This window comes from Enterobacter sp. J49 (assembly GCF_002148625.1).
In the GTDB taxonomy this organism is placed as follows: domain Bacteria; phylum Pseudomonadota; class Gammaproteobacteria; order Enterobacterales; family Enterobacteriaceae; genus Enterobacter; species Enterobacter ludwigii.
This window is the reverse complement of record NZ_MWPY01000037.1, coordinates 469745-487946: the sequence shown is the minus strand read 5'-3', so window position 1 is coordinate 487946 and position 18202 is coordinate 469745. Positions and strand designations below refer to the sequence as shown.

At 42.9% G+C, this 18202-nt stretch carries 16 protein-coding genes; all 16 read right to left on the bottom strand.

Translation table 11 applies throughout. The features are described from left to right. Positions 1 to 3 precede the first annotated feature (3 nt). Complete coding sequence (gndA, locus tag BJP35_RS20565) at positions 4 to 1410, bottom strand: NADP-dependent phosphogluconate dehydrogenase (protein WP_032678512.1); 1407 nt, start codon at positions 1408 to 1410, stop codon at positions 4 to 6. Between the two features lie 133 nt (positions 1411 to 1543). Then, positions 1544 to 2674: a glycosyltransferase family 4 protein gene (locus BJP35_RS20560; protein ID WP_047742843.1), complete on the bottom strand. Its 1131-nt coding sequence runs from the start codon at positions 2672 to 2674 to the stop codon at positions 1544 to 1546. A 13-nt stretch (positions 2675 to 2687) separates the two neighbouring features. Further along, complete coding sequence (locus tag BJP35_RS20555; RefSeq protein ID WP_047742844.1) at positions 2688 to 3638, bottom strand: glycosyltransferase; 951 nt, start codon at positions 3636 to 3638, stop codon at positions 2688 to 2690. Positions 3639 to 3661: 23 nt separating this feature from the next. Next, on the bottom strand, positions 3662 to 4759 hold the full coding sequence (locus BJP35_RS20550) for an EpsG family protein (protein WP_047742845.1): 1098 nt from the start codon (positions 4757 to 4759) through the stop codon (positions 3662 to 3664). 63 nt (positions 4760 to 4822) lie between these two features. Continuing rightward, positions 4823 to 5674 carry a glycosyltransferase family A protein gene (locus BJP35_RS20545; RefSeq protein WP_073970979.1) on the bottom strand — a complete coding sequence of 284 codons (852 nt, stop codon included), beginning with the start codon at positions 5672 to 5674 and terminating at the stop codon, positions 4823 to 4825. 40 nt (positions 5675 to 5714) lie between these two features. Next, positions 5715 to 6869: a polysaccharide pyruvyl transferase family protein gene (locus tag BJP35_RS20540; protein WP_047742847.1), complete on the bottom strand. Its 1155-nt coding sequence runs from the start codon at positions 6867 to 6869 to the stop codon at positions 5715 to 5717. Continuing rightward, complete coding sequence (locus BJP35_RS20535) at positions 6866 to 8374, bottom strand: oligosaccharide flippase family protein (protein WP_047742848.1); 1509 nt, start codon at positions 8372 to 8374, stop codon at positions 6866 to 6868. The genes BJP35_RS20540 and BJP35_RS20535 overlap by 4 nt, the downstream gene beginning before the upstream one ends. Before the next feature lie 39 nt (positions 8375 to 8413). After that, entirely contained in the window at positions 8414 to 9403 is a 990-nt protein-coding gene (locus BJP35_RS20530) for a nitroreductase family protein (protein ID WP_052951141.1), read from the bottom strand. After that, positions 9400 to 9948 carry a dTDP-4-dehydrorhamnose 3,5-epimerase gene (gene rfbC / locus BJP35_RS20525; RefSeq protein ID WP_047742849.1) on the bottom strand — a complete coding sequence of 183 codons (549 nt, stop codon included), beginning with the start codon at positions 9946 to 9948 and terminating at the stop codon, positions 9400 to 9402. Before rfbC ends, BJP35_RS20530 begins: the two co-directional genes overlap by 4 nt. A gap of 3 nt (positions 9949 to 9951) precedes the next feature. Further along, positions 9952 to 10830, bottom strand: coding sequence for a glucose-1-phosphate thymidylyltransferase RfbA (gene rfbA, locus BJP35_RS20520; RefSeq protein WP_086463517.1), 879 nt, complete (start codon positions 10828 to 10830; stop codon positions 9952 to 9954). Between the two features lie 51 nt (positions 10831 to 10881). Further along, entirely contained in the window at positions 10882 to 11781 is a 900-nt protein-coding gene (rfbD, locus tag BJP35_RS20515) for a dTDP-4-dehydrorhamnose reductase (RefSeq protein ID WP_020883271.1), read from the bottom strand. Then, the gene (gene rfbB / locus BJP35_RS20510) at positions 11781 to 12866 is read right to left on the bottom strand and encodes a dTDP-glucose 4,6-dehydratase (protein WP_047742851.1); all 1086 of its coding nucleotides are present in this window, start codon (positions 12864 to 12866) and stop codon (positions 11781 to 11783) included. Before rfbB ends, rfbD begins: the two co-directional genes overlap by 1 nt. Positions 12867 to 13215: 349 nt before the next feature. Continuing rightward, positions 13216 to 14112 (bottom strand): GalU regulator GalF, encoded by an 897-nt coding sequence (galF, locus tag BJP35_RS20505; protein ID WP_020883269.1) that lies wholly within the window; start codon positions 14110 to 14112, stop codon positions 13216 to 13218. A gap of 177 nt (positions 14113 to 14289) precedes the next feature. Then, positions 14290 to 15681 carry a colanic acid biosynthesis protein WcaM gene (wcaM, locus tag BJP35_RS20500; RefSeq protein WP_047742853.1) on the bottom strand — a complete coding sequence of 464 codons (1392 nt, stop codon included), beginning with the start codon at positions 15679 to 15681 and terminating at the stop codon, positions 14290 to 14292. Positions 15682 to 15693: 12 nt separating this feature from the next. Further along, positions 15694 to 16914 (bottom strand): colanic acid biosynthesis glycosyltransferase WcaL, encoded by a 1221-nt coding sequence (wcaL, locus tag BJP35_RS20495; protein ID WP_047742855.1) that lies wholly within the window; start codon positions 16912 to 16914, stop codon positions 15694 to 15696. After that, on the bottom strand, positions 16911 to 18191 hold the full coding sequence (gene wcaK, locus BJP35_RS20490) for a colanic acid biosynthesis pyruvyl transferase WcaK (protein WP_047742857.1): 1281 nt from the start codon (positions 18189 to 18191) through the stop codon (positions 16911 to 16913). Before wcaK ends, wcaL begins: the two co-directional genes overlap by 4 nt. Positions 18192 to 18202: the final 11 nt, after the last annotated feature.

The window sequence follows — 18202 nt, the reverse complement described above, 5'->3', positions numbered from 1 at the left end:
AACTTATTCCATCCATTCGGTATGGAATACACCTTCTTTATCAGTACGCTTATAGGTATGCGCGCCAAAATAGTCGCGCTGTGCCTGAATCAGGTTCGCAGGCAGAACGGCAGCGCGGTAGCTGTCGTAGTACGCCACTGCTGCGGAGAAGGTCGGAACCGGAATACCGTTCTGCACAGCGTAAGCCACAACGTCACGCAGCGCCTGCTGGTATTCGTCGGCAATCTTCTTGAAGTATGGCGCCAGCAGAAGGTTAGCAATACCCGCGTTTTCCGCATAAGCATCGGTGATTTTCTGCAGGAATTGTGCACGAATGATGCAACCTGCGCGGAAGATCTTCGCGATCTCACCGTAGTTCAGATCCCAGTTGTTCTCGTCTGACGCGGCACGCAGCTGAGAGAAGCCTTGCGCGTAGGAGACGATTTTACCCAGGTACAGAGCGCGGCGAACTTTCTCGACGAATTCAGCTTTGTCACCCGCGGGTTTAGCCTGTGGGCCAGACAGCACTTTGGATGCCGCAACACGCTGCTCTTTCAGGGAAGAGATATAACGCGCAAATACGGATTCGGTGATCAGAGACAGCGGTTCACCCAGATCCAGAGAGCTCTGGCTGGTCCATTTACCGGTACCTTTGTTCGCAGCTTCGTCCAGAATCACATCAACCAGGTATTTACCCTCTTCATCTTTCTTGGTGAAGATATCTTTGGTGATGTCAATCAGGTAGCTGTTCAGCTCACCTTTGTTCCACTCGGTAAAGGTTTCAGCCAGCTCTTCGTTAGAGAGGTTCAGGCCGCCTTTCAGCAGGGAGTAAGCTTCTGCGATGAGCTGCATGTCGCCGTATTCGATGCCGTTGTGAACCATCTTCACGTAATGGCCTGCACCGTCTGGACCAATATAGGTCACACACGGCTCGCCATCTTCCGCAACCGCAGCGATTTTTGTCAGGATTGGCGCAACCAGTTCGTACGCCTCTTTCTGACCACCAGGCATGATAGATGGGCCTTTCAGTGCGCCCTCTTCACCACCGGAAACACCGGTACCGATGAAGTTAAAACCTTCAGCAGACAGTTCACGGTTGCGACGAATGGTGTCCTGGAAGAAGGTGTTACCGCCATCAATAATAATGTCGCCTTTTTCGAGGAAAGGTTTCAGAGAGTCGATAGCAGCATCGGTACCTGCGCCCGCTTTCACCATTAACAGGATACGACGAGGCGTTTCCAGGGACTCAACAAACTCTTTCACCGTATAGAAAGGAACAAGTTTCTTGCCCGGGTTCTCAGCAATCACTTCTTCGGTCTTATCACGGGAGCGGTTGAAAACGGAGACGGTATAACCACGGCTTTCGATGTTGAGCGCCAGGTTGCGCCCCATCACTGCCATACCGACAACGCCGATTTGTTGCTTGGACATTACATACTCCTGTCAGGTGTGGTCGCCGCGACTGTGTGCGGCTTGAAATGTGTCTGTGATGTTAACTCAGGATAAGGGGGAATGGGTAGAAGAAGATGCTATTGCTGAGCTAAAGTATGTTTTATGGAAAAAGTTAAATGTATTTTTGGATAGCTCTGTAATAGTCAGAGATGATTATTTTTTCATCGAAGCGACGAAGCATAAATTCTCTTCCCTTAGCCCCCATTTCGTTTCTGGCTTCTGGGGTTAGTTGAATAATATTGCGCATAGCATCAGCTAAACTGTCCACATTTTTTACCTGACACAGGTAACCAGTTACGCCATCAATAACGACATTCCTGCAACCAACATTATCCGTTGTTACAAGGGGTTTAGCCATCGAAGCTGCTTCCATTAACGTCCGGGGTATACCCTCGCGATAATATGAAGGCAGGACAATGCAGTCGGCTTGACTAACGATTTGCCGAACGTCACTTGTAACGCCCAAATATTCTATAACACCTTCTTTATCCCAGGAATCAATCACATCTTTTGAGATCGCACTCGGGTTCTCAACATCACATGCCCCTAGAAGTTGAAATTTGGCATTAGGATATTGAACCTTTAACTTCCGTGCAGCCTCAACATAAATCCCTACCCCCTTATCCCATAACATTCGCGCTACTAGTAGAAATGTGACGCCATCATCAGGTTGTTTAATCAACTTTCCAGGAGAAAAATATTGTGTATCTACCCCTTCGCCATCTAAAACATATGACTTGTATTCCTTGATAATTTTTTTAGAAATAAAAACAGCTTTATCATCTTCATTTAAAAACCAAACTTCTTTGGGGAAATTAAATGAAAAGGAATACAACTGAGAGATGACCTTAGTAAAAAACGAGCTTTTATTAAAAACAAAACCTAACCCGGTAGTAACTGCAATTGATTTTTTATTGCACAACCAGGCAGCAATTGAGCCGTAAATGTTAGGTTTAATCGTATAATGAAAAATAAAGTCTGGATCAATTTGAGAATATATTTTTTTTAATTTCATTATAAGGTTAAGATCGACAAACGGATTCATTCCCTGCGATGCGATATGCACATCAACAACGCTACAACCTAATTTTTTTAATTTTTTAGCATAATCATCGACTGGACCAACAATAGTAACTTTGTATCCACGCTTAATGAAGCTGTTGATAAGCCCTTTTCGAAAATTATATACAGACCATAAAGTATTTGCGACTAAGGCTATGTGAAGCTGCTTTTGATTATCCATACTACACCAAAGGTTATTTGTAATATCCGAAAACGTACAAAATCTTAAAAATGATATCATCGATTTTTTTTACTCGTTTAATATTACTATTAATAGCAAATTTTAACCTTGATATAAAATTTGTTTGTGAGCTTACAAAAGAGCGGCTTAAACAATGAATTTCACTCAATGGTTCGCTTGATGTAATTTCAGAAAGTAGTTTTGTTTGTAAATAAAGAAGATGCTGAGGTCTTTTAATCTCTCGTTTAAATTGCTTAATTTTAGATTTTATAACGGAAATGAAACCACTTTTTTTCCCAATAACATTATTCGCATGTTGCCTATACAACAAGTAAGAATTACGATCATATATTATTCGACCATGATAAGCAGCTAATAATAAAAATAGCCAATCATGCATAACAACATGATTTGCAATATCAGGATACATGATCCCTATAAACCTATCACGCAGCGAGGAATTAAAAATCATTGTGCAGCCAGGAGCACAATTTTCAATCAATAAATTATTAACCGTAAAGTCACTTTCAGAAACGAAGCGTCCAATATGATTTAAATCTTGATCTACATAATCATATGCAGAGCAATATATCATTGGGATAGCAGAATCAAATTCTTGCAACTTTACTATTCCCGCCATTACTTTTAGTGGTTCCCAACTATCATCTTGATCACAGAAAGCATAGAAATCATAACCTTCAACGTTCTTAACAAGAGTAATGAAGCTATTAATTACGCCAACATTTTTCTCTTCATAAAGAAAAATATTTGAATTATTCTTCATAAATTCTTTAATTAAGATAATTGTTTCATCTGAAGAACCATCATCACGAATATGTATATCAATAGCATAGTCATTGACTAAAAGTTTAGTTAAAGACGATAGTTGTTCGACAACATATTGCTTTCCATTATAGGTGGAAAGCAATATAGCTATTTTTAATTTTTTTCCTGACTCCAACATCATTAACCCTTTAAATTAATTTTTCATGCAAAAATCATTGGCATGATTCCAGACGTATAATAGCCAGTTATTGATAATATCACATGAAATAAAAACGCCACAAATAATACGGATTTTTTTGCACGATTACTTTGAACGAAACATGGTGTATTAGCCATTATTAAAGGCATTAGTGGAAGTACCCAATAGTAGTTTCTAAAACTATAAGACATTTCAAGGAACAAAAGGCAATACACCATTAATACGATAATCAGTTTGTAAAGAAACTCAGGAATAAAATTTCTATATATATATACATATAATAATGTCGCAATTACGGAAATTATTAAAGGCATTCGGCCTAACATATTTAAATCATAGAAATATGCTATTGGTGAATCTAAATAACGCGTAATCTTAAGGATATAAGGTGATCCAAAACTTCCAATAAAGAGAATTTTGCTAATCAACGGGATTATTTTTAAAGGAACTAAAGCAGCGACTAATGTTAAAAATATGATGGCAATATTCAGCCTCATCGCTAAACGAATCGATATAAATCGGCATAAAAATATAGCTATTGCAACAACTATAGATGACCAATGGAAACCGAGCCCAATGATAAACATGAGCAATGACATTCTTTTTCTATTAACTGAATAATAGTGTAGGGACAATGCCACAAACAAAAAAGCCAACCCTTGCCTGTAAGCATTAAATATAAAATCCAAAGTAATTGAAAAGAATAAGAAAAATACTAATCCAATTGTTCTATAAGGCCTTTCAACACATTTTACAATCATCGTAATTGAAAAAATGATAAACAAAGTTGATATAGTTATATTGAAATATTCGGGCCCAACATTCGCTATGGATAGTAAATAATAAACAGCATTAAAGGAATACTCAAAATGAAGTATACCCTGCTGAATATAATCTTTATACGCTTCAAGGTAAACTGGTTCATCAACCCCTAGTCCAGTTCGGGTCAAATTAAGTGCAAAATATACAACCGCTACAAGAAGAACACCTAAATTATCACAATGCTTTGAATTAGTATAAGCGATTGCCATACCGATAAATATAACTGCGATATGCAATAAAAAAAATAAGAATATTAAACTATTTGAAAAAAGATACATATATTCCTCAGGAGGACGTCACATAACATCAGTGGTAAAATACATAGCTCCGGATTTAAAATGTCACTTTTGTCCATCAAACAGTCTGCGACCTTTTTTGAAGATATATTTAAATAAAAATAAATACCGCCTTAACACCCAGAGGATTTGAAATGGCCTATTTAATATAAAAAAGAAAACTCTTGCTTTCAAACTGGCTTGGCACAAAATTTCTTTTTTAATAGTTGCACCAACTATCGTGAAACATATAACTTTACTATCTATATTACCCTGACTTAAAGCATTAGTTTTATAATTCATCCAACCAAGATGTTCCACGACTAGTTTCTTACTTGTTCTGCAAGAGTATAATTCAGGGCGGAGATATCTCATATGATCAGGGAAAATCTTCCCACTACTTTCAATCGACCAATCCCATCGGAATAAGGTCGCAGTTGTATCCACTTGTGCAATATATAAGTCATTGATTCTCCTGCTTTCGTCATATAACGATTCTTCCTGCAAGAGAATATCTTTTAAGTTTTCTTGCTTTGATAAATAAGCCCAATCTAAAGAATAGCCAATTTTACCAACTACGATATTTTGTTCCATTTGTTGTATTAGATACGTCAACCAACAAGGCTGAGCTTTACATATAGAAAAATCGATATCTCCATCAGTAACAAAAAAATATGGACTGCTATGTTTAGCTCTGATTTGTTTTAATGTCTTATTTATACCTAAAACCCATAGATTACTAGTGTTCCTAATAACCGATACTTCGTTTGTGTATTTTTTTTCTATTACATCGAGGACAGCTAAATGTTCATCATCTAATGAATTGTTATCTATAATATATACATGAATGTCTATGCTTACATTTTTTAGCATCGACTCGACACATCGAAATAAAAATAAACCTTCATTTCGGGTCATTACAATAACTGGAAAAGAGCTACATTTCATGCAAAGAATCCTAATCTATTTTATCCCGTAAGCTATCCATTAAGAATTCTTCTGATAATACTCGTTCATTTGAAAGAATAGCATCGACTTCTGTGTAATTTATAGGGCGCATTTTTTTGTACGTGTCAATGAAATTATCATCAGAGGAACATATTCTATCTTCAATACCAAGCATCGTTAACAAACTTTTTAGTCTGGATAGCCCCCTTGATTCATTAACGCAACAAATAAAATCTTTGTGATATAGTATACAGAAACATACACAGTGAAATGAATCAGTGATAATAATTTCGCTTTCTTTAATATTACTTAACCACTGACCAACAGTGTAATATGCAAACCTATTTTCAATTCGATTATAATAAATGTTAGTAACGGTTTTATTATTAAACAAACCAAACTGCTCAATATTAGATGTAAATGTATGATCAACATCCAGTTTATAATAAACGATTTGCTTGGGTGTTGAATCAATTTTTACCTCCGATGCAATGATTCCATCAAAGAAATCTTTGCCCGCTAGTAATGTAGGATCCAATACATGTGAACTCTCTTTCTGAAAAATAGTTTTACAAATTGAAATCCCTGACTCTTCTCTAACAGAGACTGCATCGAAATCATGAACCAAATTGGCAATATCAGACGTTACAAATTTATCTGTAATTTCCCAATAATCGACACCAAAACTTGCTGCATAAGAAATTTTCTTACAAGTACTTGGCAAAAAGCTTAAGAAATAGACTTTATAGTCATTTCTTCTATTATACATTGTAGGGCGCCACACTTGGTCACTTCCAACTATAACAGCATCAAACTCTAATTTCTCATTTTGTAGAGATTCTAAGGAGTCGAACCGTTTTGTACGATTTATCCATGCTTTTCTGAAATCTTCAAATACTTGATTATTACTAACATCATGCTTAATAATTATCTTCTTACCAAGAATAGTTTTAATTAATTTTGTTAAACCAATCTTCTTGGAGAGTTTTTTTGCTACAGAGAATGGATTTATTTTTATTTCGGGAGAAGAAATATAGTCAATATGTTTTACGATGAATCCTTTATTCTTTAAAACATTTTCTAAGGCTGCTGCTTGTAACACAGCACCATAGTTATGATCAGAATACTGGAAATTTATAATACCGACTTGTTTTATTTTTTTCACTTTCTTTTATTCCGTTTTAAAAAACTTACAAAAATTTGTCTTTCTGATTTCGTATAAAAAAGAAGGGTTGAGCAGAAACCTATGATTGCCAGTCCTGTCCATTGCAAAAGTATATTAAGTTCAAACCAATGCATTAATAACTTTAGATAATTTGCTGTTATTAAAAATAAAACAGAAAAAATAACGGTCTTTAAATGGGTTGTAAAAAATGTGTACTTCGGTTTATTCATAATTGCAGCAGCGTACCACGGTATGAAAAAAGCATTTTTTACTGTAAGTGTTAACGTGTAAGCAATAGCAATACTGTAATAGCCGAATGTTGTTCTATTGAAAATAATTAGCGAAAGACATATTCCACTGAGGGCTAATGCAATATTTACTACAGCAGGTATTTTGATTTTTTTAACTGCAATGTTTATGGACAGTATTGGCAAAGTACCAAGATTGATAATTAATGGGAGTACCATCAATATTATTAAAGGCGATAATTTTACGAAATCAGCACCTAACCATAAATCAAGTATTTCTTTTGAATATATACAAAGTATTATGATAGGAACGGCTAACGTTAGACTCAAAAACTTAACAAACGCAATAGTAATATCAGCCAGTTGCTTTAGCTGTTTTTTCTCATACATAATTATCATTACAGGTCCTAGACTACTAGCGACGAGTCCTGCCATCGATCTTAATAAATCACTAAATTGAGTTGCTACCGAATACTCTCCATTAGCCTTGCTACCCATTAACATATTAACTAAAATTAGGTCTGTCTTTAAAAAAAGAATCGTCCCTATTTGATCAAACAAAACCCAACCACTGAATGCTGTAATTTCCTTTGCTCTCTCTTTTTTGAAAAATCTTATTTTAATTACAAGTTCGGGAGTTAATATTTTCCACGTGATAATGGCGTATATAAGATAGCACAGCTCTGAAAGAACGATTGAGATTCCAATAAATGTTAGACTTATAAAACCGGAGTTAATAAAAATAAAAATAGCAGAGATTTTACTAATATTACGTATAATGTTCCCAATCTGCATCAAATCTATTCTATTTTTTGCATACATTGCGACAGATATCGATGAGCTAATCATCGCTAAAACAAATGATATTAAGACCGCTAAAAATAGATTTACGGTATCGTCTTGATAACCATTTGGTATATTTAGAAAATAACCTATGTGAACAATTGGAATAAATAAGACAACTGACAAGACTAAAACATATAATAAAATCAAAATAAAAGAAGTGCTAAATATTTCGTTGGCTTGTTTAAATTCTTGCGAAATGAATTTTTCAATCAGGAATCGATTCACCGAAGCAGTTAACGACTGAGCAATAACCCCCATATAGAAAGTCAGGAATAGAGCAATAGGTATTAGTCCATAAACCGAAACCCCAAGCTTTTTTACCAGAACCGGTGTTAATATCAATCCAATAACAATACTTACCAAAAGGTTAAGAAAGTTTGTAGATATATTTTTCGCTATTTGTTTTTTCATTGTTAATAAGTATAAGCCATCATTAAAGATGGCTTTTTATTAATGTACCTGGTAGAAGGTATCTACTGGTAGTCTAGGTGATTTTGCATATATTGCATTAGTACTTGGATAACCAAAAGCAATAACCAGTATGATGGATTCATTTTCGGGAATTAGATTCAGTTTTTTAAATCTTTGCTCAACACGGGCTGAATTACACCAATTTAGCGGGCATGTTGCCAGCCCAAAATGCTGCATAGAATACATTAGATTCATCGAAAATATTCCACCGTCTGTATATGGTTGATTACGTTCATCATGAGAATAAAACGCACGTAAATCACTAGTAACCACTGCTATATAAGGAATGTTTTCTTGAAACCCAGCATTGCCGTTTTGGAAATTTAATACATTATTTTTTAAGTCACCATTAAAAAAATGGACTCTCCAGTGTTGACGATTACATACAGAAGGTGCAGTTATTGATAAGTCGACTACTTTTTCGAGTAATTCTTTATTTATTTCAAGCGACTTATTAATATCAAAATTACGGCAACTTTTTCGTTCGCGAATAAAATCCGCCAACGACCGTTTCGATGATTTGTCATAAACAACACCCTGGCTATAACCTGCTAGTTCACACTCCTCACAATCAAAATCATCTGCAGGGATCTTACCAATATTTTTTAAAAAGAAAGAAGGCAATTCGTGTCCAATTTCCTCATGAAATTTAATATAAGCCTTCAATGCCCCAACACCAATATAATAAACTGAATCTGTGTTAAATGAACTATTATAACTGGCCAAATTATCAATTAATCTTGGTATAACCTCTTTTCCAAAACCAGGCCTAGGTTCTGGGAGAGTAAAAGCTTTTTCTATTCTATGCTTATCTTGTAGTATCCAAGATTGCAGTTTTTGTTTGTCTTGTGAGGCCTGTGATGCCTTAGTATAATATTTTTTAAATTTGAGATAATCATAAATTATATTTATCTCAAGACCTATTAAAGAAGCAATTTTACCTTTTATTTTTCTCATTAGTGTTTTCATTCTTTTTCTCTATCAGATAATAAAGGGGCACACAAATCCTTCCCTGACAATAAATATTCAACTCCTATTTCTGGCCAGGAAATTGCTAATTCTGGATCACGAAAATTGATGCTACCTTCAGAACTTGGCTTATAATAATTAGTAGTTTTATAAACAAACTCAGCCATCTCGCTCAACACCAGAAACCCATGAGCAAACCCTTCCGGGATCCACAACTGACGTTTATTCTCAGCTGAAAGATTCACCCCAACCCATTTCCCAAATGTAGGCGAAGATTTGCGAATATCAACCGCGACATCAAATACTTCCCCTGCAACACAGCGCACCAGTTTGCCCTGTGCATAGGGTTCCAGTTGATAATGCAAACCACGCAGAACTCCTTTGCAGGATTTTGAATGATTATCCTGCACAAACTCAACTTTACGTCCTACCGCCTCTTCAAAAACTTTCTGACTGAAACTTTCAAAGAAAAAACCACGATCGTCACCAAATACTTTTGGTTCAAAAATTAATACATCTGGTATATCAGTTTTAATTACGTTCATGTCTTAGTAACCTTTAATCATCTTCAGCAGGTATTGGCCATATGCATTTTTCTTCAACGACTCAGCCAGCTTCTTTACCTGCTCCGCATCAATAAACCCTTTGCGATACGCAATCTCTTCCGGACAGGAGACCTTCAGCCCCTGACGCTCTTCAATTGTTGCTATGAAGTTACTTGCTTCAATCAGGCTCTGGTGCGTACCGGTATCCAGCCAGGCATAACCACGTCCCATCATGGCAACTGACAGACGTCCCTGCTCAAGATAAATACGGTTGATATCCGTAATTTCAAGCTCACCGCGCGCAGAAGGTTTCAGGTTTTTAGCCATTTCTACAACGTCGTTATCGTAGAAATAAAGGCCCGTAACGGCATAGTTACTCTTAGGCTCCAGCGGCTTTTCTTCCAGGCTGATTGCCGTACCGTTTTTATCAAACTCCACAACGCCATAGCGTTCAGGGTCGTTAACGTGATAGGCAAATACAGTAGCACCATCATCTTTATTCAACGCAGCTTCAAGCTGCTTCGGCAGATCATGGCCATAGAAAATGTTATCGCCCAGCACCAGCGCGCAGCTATCGTCACCAATGAATTCTTCGCCAATAATAAAGGCCTGTGCAAGTCCATCAGGGCTTGGCTGAACTTTATACTGAAGGTTTAATCCCCACTGGCTGCCGTCGCCCAGAAGTTGTTCAAAGCGCGGAGTATCCTGCGGCGTACTGATGATGAGAATATCTTTGATCCCCGCCAGCATCAGCGTTGACAGCGGATAGTAAATCATTGGTTTGTCATAAATTGGCAGCAATTGCTTGCTCACAGCCATAGTAACTGGGTAGAGACGAGTGCCAGATCCACCAGCAAGAATAATACCTTTACGCGTAGCCATTGTAATTTCTCTATAAATGCAAATTGCCCGAAGCCGGGCAATTATTTAATGTTAGATTGATTCAGCGGAAAAAAGCTCGGTGAGCATTCGCTTAACGCCAACATCCCATGCCGGTAAAACCAGGCCAAAGTTGCGCTGGAATTTCTCTGTATTTAAACGCGAATTCTGAGGACGACGCGCAGGCGTAGGATACGCGGTGGTAGGAACGGCATTGAGCTTTTCAATTTCCAGTTCAATTCCCGCCTTTCTGGCTTCATCGAAGACTAACGCGGCATAGTCATACCAGGTGGTCGTGTCTGATGCAACGAGATGATAGAGGCCAGCCACTTCAGGTTTTACCATGGCCACACGGATAGCATGCGCGGTACAGTCAGCCAGTAACTCAGCGCCTGTTGGCGCACCAACCTGATCATTGATTACGGAGAGTTCTTTACGCGCTTTAGCCAGGCGAAGCATTGTTTTTGCAAAGTTATTGCCTTTGCCGGCGTAAACCCAACTTGTGCGGAAAATCAGGTGTTTAGCGCAATGTGCCTGGAGCGCTTTTTCACCGTCGAGCTTGGTCTGTCCATAAACATTAAGAGGTGCGGTCGCATCCGTTTCGCGCCATGGCGTTTCGCCATCGCCTGGAAAGACGTAATCAGTAGAATAGTGTACAACCCAGGCACCGATTTTAGCCGCTTCTTTCGCAATTGCCTCGACGCTGGTTGCGTTGAGCAGCTGTGCGAATTCCTGCTCTGATTCAGCTTTATCGACTGCGGTATGCGCCGCTGCATTGACGATGACGTCAGGCTTAATTACACGGACGGTTTCAGCGATGCCTTCAGGGTTACTAAAATCACCACAGTACTCTTCCGACTTCACATCCAGTGCAATCACGTTTCCTAACGGTGCGAGTGCGCGCTGGAGTTCCCAACCCACCTGCCCTGTCTTGCCGAACAGAAGAATGTTCATTATTGACGTTCTCCGTAATTCTGTTCGATCCAGGTCTTGTAAGCACCGCTTTTAACGTTGTTAACCCAGTCCTGGTTGCTCAGATACCATTCCACGGTCTTACGGATACCGCTTTCGAACGTCTCTTCAGGCTTCCATCCCAGCTCAACACCAATTTTATGCGCATCAATCGCGTAGCGGCGGTCATGCCCGGGGCGGTCAGCGACGTAAGTAATTTGATCGCGATAGGAACCTTCTTTCGGCACGATTTCATCCAGCAGATCGCAAATGGTGTGTACCACATCCAGATTCTGCTTTTCGTTATGCCCACCGATGTTATAAGTTTCACCCGGTTTACCCTGGGTTACGACGGTGTACAGCGCACGCGCATGATCTTCAACATACAGCCAGTCACGGATCTGGTCGCCTTTACCGTAAATAGGCAGCGCTTTACCGTCCAGCGCATTCAAAATCACCAGCGGGATCAGCTTTTCAGGGAAGTGATACGGGCCATAGTTATTTGAGCAGTTGGTCACGATTGTTGGGAAACCGTAGGTACGCAGCCATGCGCGTACGAGGTGATCGCTGGACGCTTTAGAGGCGGAATACGGGCTGCTTGGTGCATAGGCTGTGGTTTCGGTAAACAGCGGTAGCTCAGTAGACGCAGGATGTTCATCAGGATGCGGCAAATCGCCATACACTTCATCCGTAGAGATGTGGTGGAAACGAAACGTCGCTTTAGCCGCGTCATCCAGCGTCAACCAGTAAGCTCGCGCGGCTTCCAGAAGGACATAGGTACCCACAATGTTGGTCTCAATAAACGCAGCGGGGCCGGTAATAGATCGGTCAACGTGACTCTCTGCCGCAAGGTGCATCACCGCATCCGGTTTGTGCTCGGCGAAAATACGATCCATAGCCGCCTTATCGCAAATATCCGCATGTTCAAAGACATAACGATCGCTACCATTAACGTCGGTCAGTGACTCCAGGTTACCTGCATACGTCAGTTTATCCACATTGACGACTGCATCCTGGGTATTTTTAATAATATGCCGCACCACCGCTGAGCCGATAAAACCGGCACCGCCCGTAACAAGAATTTTCACGTTAGCTCTTCCATCTATTGGGTATATCGAGATATTGATGCTCAGGAAACCGATTAAAAATATCGTTTTCAGAAATTTTGCACGCTACCGCCCCTGGCTTAACAGCTACCAGTGCACTGAGCGAAAGTTAGATAAAGGATTTTGGGTCTGATTACAGACAAAAACTGGCGTTAATTGTCATCCTAAATGGTCTTAGAAACAAGCACAAATCGTTACAAATCAGTCCACATTTGAATCAGATAACCCCATGTTATCATTATAATTAATAACAAAAAACGGCAGTCACCATTTTGGTTATGTTTTACATAGCCAAATGATAACTGCCGCTTATTCAAAAGACAGAGAGGGATCAGTCGTTAGCCAGCAACTTCTCAATCCGGCTTCTGAACTTCTGACCTTCCTTCAGGTTACGCAGGCCATACTTCACAAATGCCTGCATATAGCCCAGTTTCTTACCGCAGTCGTAGCTGTCACCGGTCATCAGCATCGCATCAACAGACTGCTTCTTAGCCAGTTCAGCAATCGCATCGGTCAACTGGATACGGTCCCAGGCACCCGGCTCGGTTTTTTCCAGCTCGGCCCAGATATCCGCGTTGAGAACATAACGGCCAACGGCCATCAGGTCAGAATCCAGCGTCTGCGGCTGATCCGGTTTCTCGATAAACTCAACGATACGGCTCACCTGCCCTTCCGTCTCCAGCGCTTCTTTAGTCTGGATAACAGAGTACTCGGAGAGATCGCCTTTCATGCGCTTAGCAAGTACCTGGCTACGGCCCGTTTCGTTGAAGCGCGCCACCATTGCCGCCAGGTTGTAACGCAGCGGATCGGCAGATGCGCTGTCGATAATGATATCCGGCAGTACAACGATGAACGGGTTGTCACCCACGACCGGGCGTGCGCAAAGAATGGAGTGGCCCAGACCCAGCGGCTGCGCCTGACGCACGTTCATGATGGTTACGCCAGGAGGACAGATAGACTGCACTTCAGCCAGCAGCTGGCGTTTTACGCGCTGCTCAAGCAACGCTTCGAGTTCGTAAGAGGTGTCGAAGTGGTTTTCTACCGCATTCTTGGAGGAGTGCGTAACCAGGACGATTTCTTTGATCCCTGCAGCAACAATTTCATCGACAATGTATTGAATCATCGGTTTGTCGACAATCGGCAGCATCTCTTTAGGAATGGCTTTTGTGGCTGGCAACATATGCATGCCCAGGCCTGCTACCGGAATGACTGCTTTCAAATTAATCATTATTTCTTCCACCTTAAAATGGTTGACGAATTATAGCTCTTTAACCTGTTTTCGCCAGCATGATTTGCCGTGATTCTTATATGATGTTAGGGGACCACATCACAAAAAACAGTAGTTGTAATCTGAATAGATCGCGTTTCTGTGCCAGGAATAGTCGCAAAAAAAGACAATTGTCGATTATCTGTGCGGGAGCGCAAAATTCAGCCGCTCCGTATTCACCACCTGTTGGTCCACGCGGTCAATATCCACGGAGCTCTGCCCTTTCTCATTCACAGCCTTGATGTTCGCCAGCGACAGTAAGGTCTCATCTTTAGCCATAAACTTGCCTCGGACATCCTTACGCAGGTCGAAATTCATCTTCAGCGCCGGGCCGACGGCAGCTTCCTGCATCACGTTGATATTACGCAAGAAGAGGTGCTGCGGTTTGTTGTGCAACTCAAGCGTAGCCCGCTGCATCTCAACGTTGGTGATGGCCACAAAGGAGGTGGCGTTGCCGGAGGAAATTTGTATTCCGCGCAGTTTGTACGCAAGCTGGCGATTATCCAGGCGAATGTCGTTCAGCTTAAAGTTCTGAGGTATCGAGAGATAGTCGCCCTTTATTACACCGTAGCCGATCAGCATGCCGGCACTATTGACCATATCGACATTATCAATTATGAAATTATCACAGCCATAAATGGCTACCGTGGCGTTGTCTATTCCCGCCTTCTTGCTGAAGTCAGGAGTGATATTCTTGGCCTTAATATTGCGAATAATAAAGTGCTTACCGTTTTCGACGTGGACTAACTGACGACAGTTGCTGCCGGTGATATTTGCCACCACGAAGTTCTTCACGGTTTGCTTTTCCGGATAATCGTTGTCGTAGGTGCTGCCGGCGAGACCAATGCCGATGCCCCAGTTGATCTTGCCGTTTGTACAGTTAATGTTGTCAATCACATGATCGGAGATCAGGATGTTACGGTCATTAATGGCGACGTTCCACTCAATCGCGTCGCCCTGCAAATGGCTGAATTTACTGTTGGTGATGCGCGCGCCATCTATCTGATTATGGAATCCCTGGCGCAGGATGGCGTAGTTCGCCTGGCTTACGCTGATGTTATCAATCAGCAGGTTGCGCATGACGCGCGGCTTTTTGCCGCCAATGTAGATCTGCGTCACCGGTCCAAAGCCGCTCATTGCCAGCCCTTTGATCACACAGTCTGAACCGCGAATGTCCAGCGTAATGTTCTCCGTGCGACCGTCACCTTCACCAATCACTTTACTGCCTTCCTGCAGCACGAAGCGTCCGCGACCATTTCCCTTTAACGCACCGCGGATCAACAGCGTTTTACCGTCAGGAATGAAAATGCCCGTATTGATGTTTTTACAGGTGAGCCCGGCAGGGACAACAACGGTGTCGCCTTCGTTAAATGCCTGCTTAAAGGCGGCGATCCAGTCGTTGTTATTGTACTGGTTAACAGAGACCGTCTTTCCGGTTGCCGCCCGCGCAATGCGGGACGACAGCAGCGGCGTAGCCGCCAGGACGGATAAAGAAGAGACAAAGGTGCGTCGGGTAATCTTTTTCAGCATACAACCTCGGCGTTACAACGTTTGCAGCAGGCTCGCTAACTGGCGATTAATCACCTGCTGGTTAAAATCTGCTTCAACTTTTTGTCGGGCGTTGTGGATAACGGGCTCCAGCGCCTGTTGGTCGATGCTGCTAAATTCGGCTAAACGATCCGCAAGGGCCATCGCATTATTCTCCGGTACCAGCCAGCCGGAGTAATCAGACTTGATTAACTCCGGGATCCCGCTGTGCAGAGTCGACACCACCGGAATACCGACGGCCATCGCCTCCATTAACGCAACCGGGATCCCCTCCATATCGCCATCGGCGCCGGTCACGGAAGGCAGCAGGAATACGTCCGCCTCATCCAGCATGGCCTTCACCTCGTGGCTTGGCTTAAAACCAGGCATCTCCACGTAATCTTCCAGCTGATACTGTTCGATAAGCGTGCGAAGACGACGCTCCCACGGGCCAATACCGAGAATGCGATAGCGGAAATCCACGCCGCGCGCTCGCAGCTGGCGGCAGGCTTCGATGGCCACGTGCAGACCTTTTTTCTCCGTCAGACGCGCCACAGAGATAATCTGCAGCGGTTTTCCCGGCACCTTGACCGGGCGGCGGGTAAAGCGCTCTAAATCCACGCCCATACGCGAAACGGTGATTTTTTCCTGCGGACAGCCCATGTTTTTCAGACGCCCGGCCCACAGGTCGCTGATGGGCAGCATCATGTCGCCACGGCGGAAAAGCTGCTGATACTCCGGCGTGTAGTGGTTCAATACCTCGCGGCTGGAGATGTCGATACCGTGGAATATGGTCGCAATCTTACCGTCAATCACCCCCAGCTCACGCAGTTTGGCGGCGGTCACGCCCGCCGGGCCAAAGTGAGCAATAAACACATCGGCGCGGTACGGCTGCGCCGTTTGACCACAAATGGCGGACAGGATCAGGTTGCGAGATTCCGCGCCATAGCGGGAAACATTCAGCGCGCGCCAGGTCGATGCACGATGGATCCCGCGTAAGGTCTGGCTGGCCCGGTGGCGCAGCTTATTTACTCTTCCTGAGGGCTCGTCCTGCAGCCAGCGGGTTTTCGCCTCCAGCCCATACTGCGTATACGCCGCATGGGTATTTTGTGTATCGCCCTTTTGCAGGGCAATGATCTCCACGTCGTATCCCATATCGATAAACGCGGTGATTTGGTTCAGCACAAAGGTTTCAGACGACAGCGGAAATTTCAGTAAGAAGAAACCAACCTTCATTTCCCCTCCCGGACGCGGTCGAGCACCGATTTCACCATCCCAATTCCCTTCTCGCGCTCGGCTTTCACCGCGACGGCCAGGCGTTCATTGATGGCAGGCAGTTGCCCCAGGATATCGCCCACCATCGCGCCAAGCGAACCATCCAGCAGATGACGAATATCAACGGCCATTTCAGGCATGCCAAGCTGCTGCATAATGCCGGCTGACTTGTGCTCGTAGTTAATCGCAATGGCCGGCGTGCCAAAGTTCATCGAAATGATCGCCGAGTGCAGACGCGTGCCCACGGTGAGGTCACAGGCTGAGAGCAATTTGCCCATCTCGAGGTCGTTCAGTTCGTCCATCACCACGTGATAACGGGACGGATCGTTTACCAGGTTGCGCAGGTTCAGCGCCACCATGCGGTCATCTTTGTTATAGCTGTCGATGCCGGTACAGGTTGAAAGCGCCAGCACCTGGTATCCGCTGTCCAGCACACGGTTCACTACGTCAGCAAATGCTTTCTCATACGCCGCCTGGGTGGTGCCTAAACGTTTATCAAACGGTGCGAGTTCGCGCAGGGTGATGGCGACCGTTTTTTGTTTCGCCGCTACGTCCAGCCAGTGCTGCACTGCGTAGCTCGCCTGGAAACTGTCGTCCTGATGATCCACCAGCCAGGCGGTGTCCACCCCGTGTTCAACTTTAGAGGTGTCAATCTCGCTGCGTTTCATCATATCGAGGCTTACCGACTCACGCAGGATCAGGGCATCGCAGTGGCCGAAGACATAGTTTGCCAGCTGGTTAAACTGCGGATCCTGGAACGGCCCGACGCTGTGACCAATCATAAACAGCGGTTTTTTCGCCATGAATGTGCAAAGTGCGTGCTCAAACTGCGGCACACCGTAAAGATCGACGAAGAACGATCCGCCGACCTGAATAATGGCGTCGTAGCCCGACAGCAGTCGAACGAAATCCGTGAAGCCCTGAGCAATGGCGATGTTACGCAGCTTGCCGGTATCAGTTACACGGGACAGCAACACCTGGTGCTGATAGCGACGGCGCAGAACTTTCTTCACGCGTCCCATCACGCCGGCAGCGTTGTTGTGCTGCGTCATCTGGCTGTAGAGCGGGTCGCCCATTACCGGGCGGTTCAATAACCAGGAAGAGCTGACCGGATAACGACTCATCACGTCCACTTCAGTCTCAGGCTTAAGGGTGTTAATCGCATCCAATAAACCGCGCAGAATGGCGCTGTCGCCACGGTTGCCGCAGGTATGGTTGCCAAGAATAAGTAATTTCATAATGGCCTCTT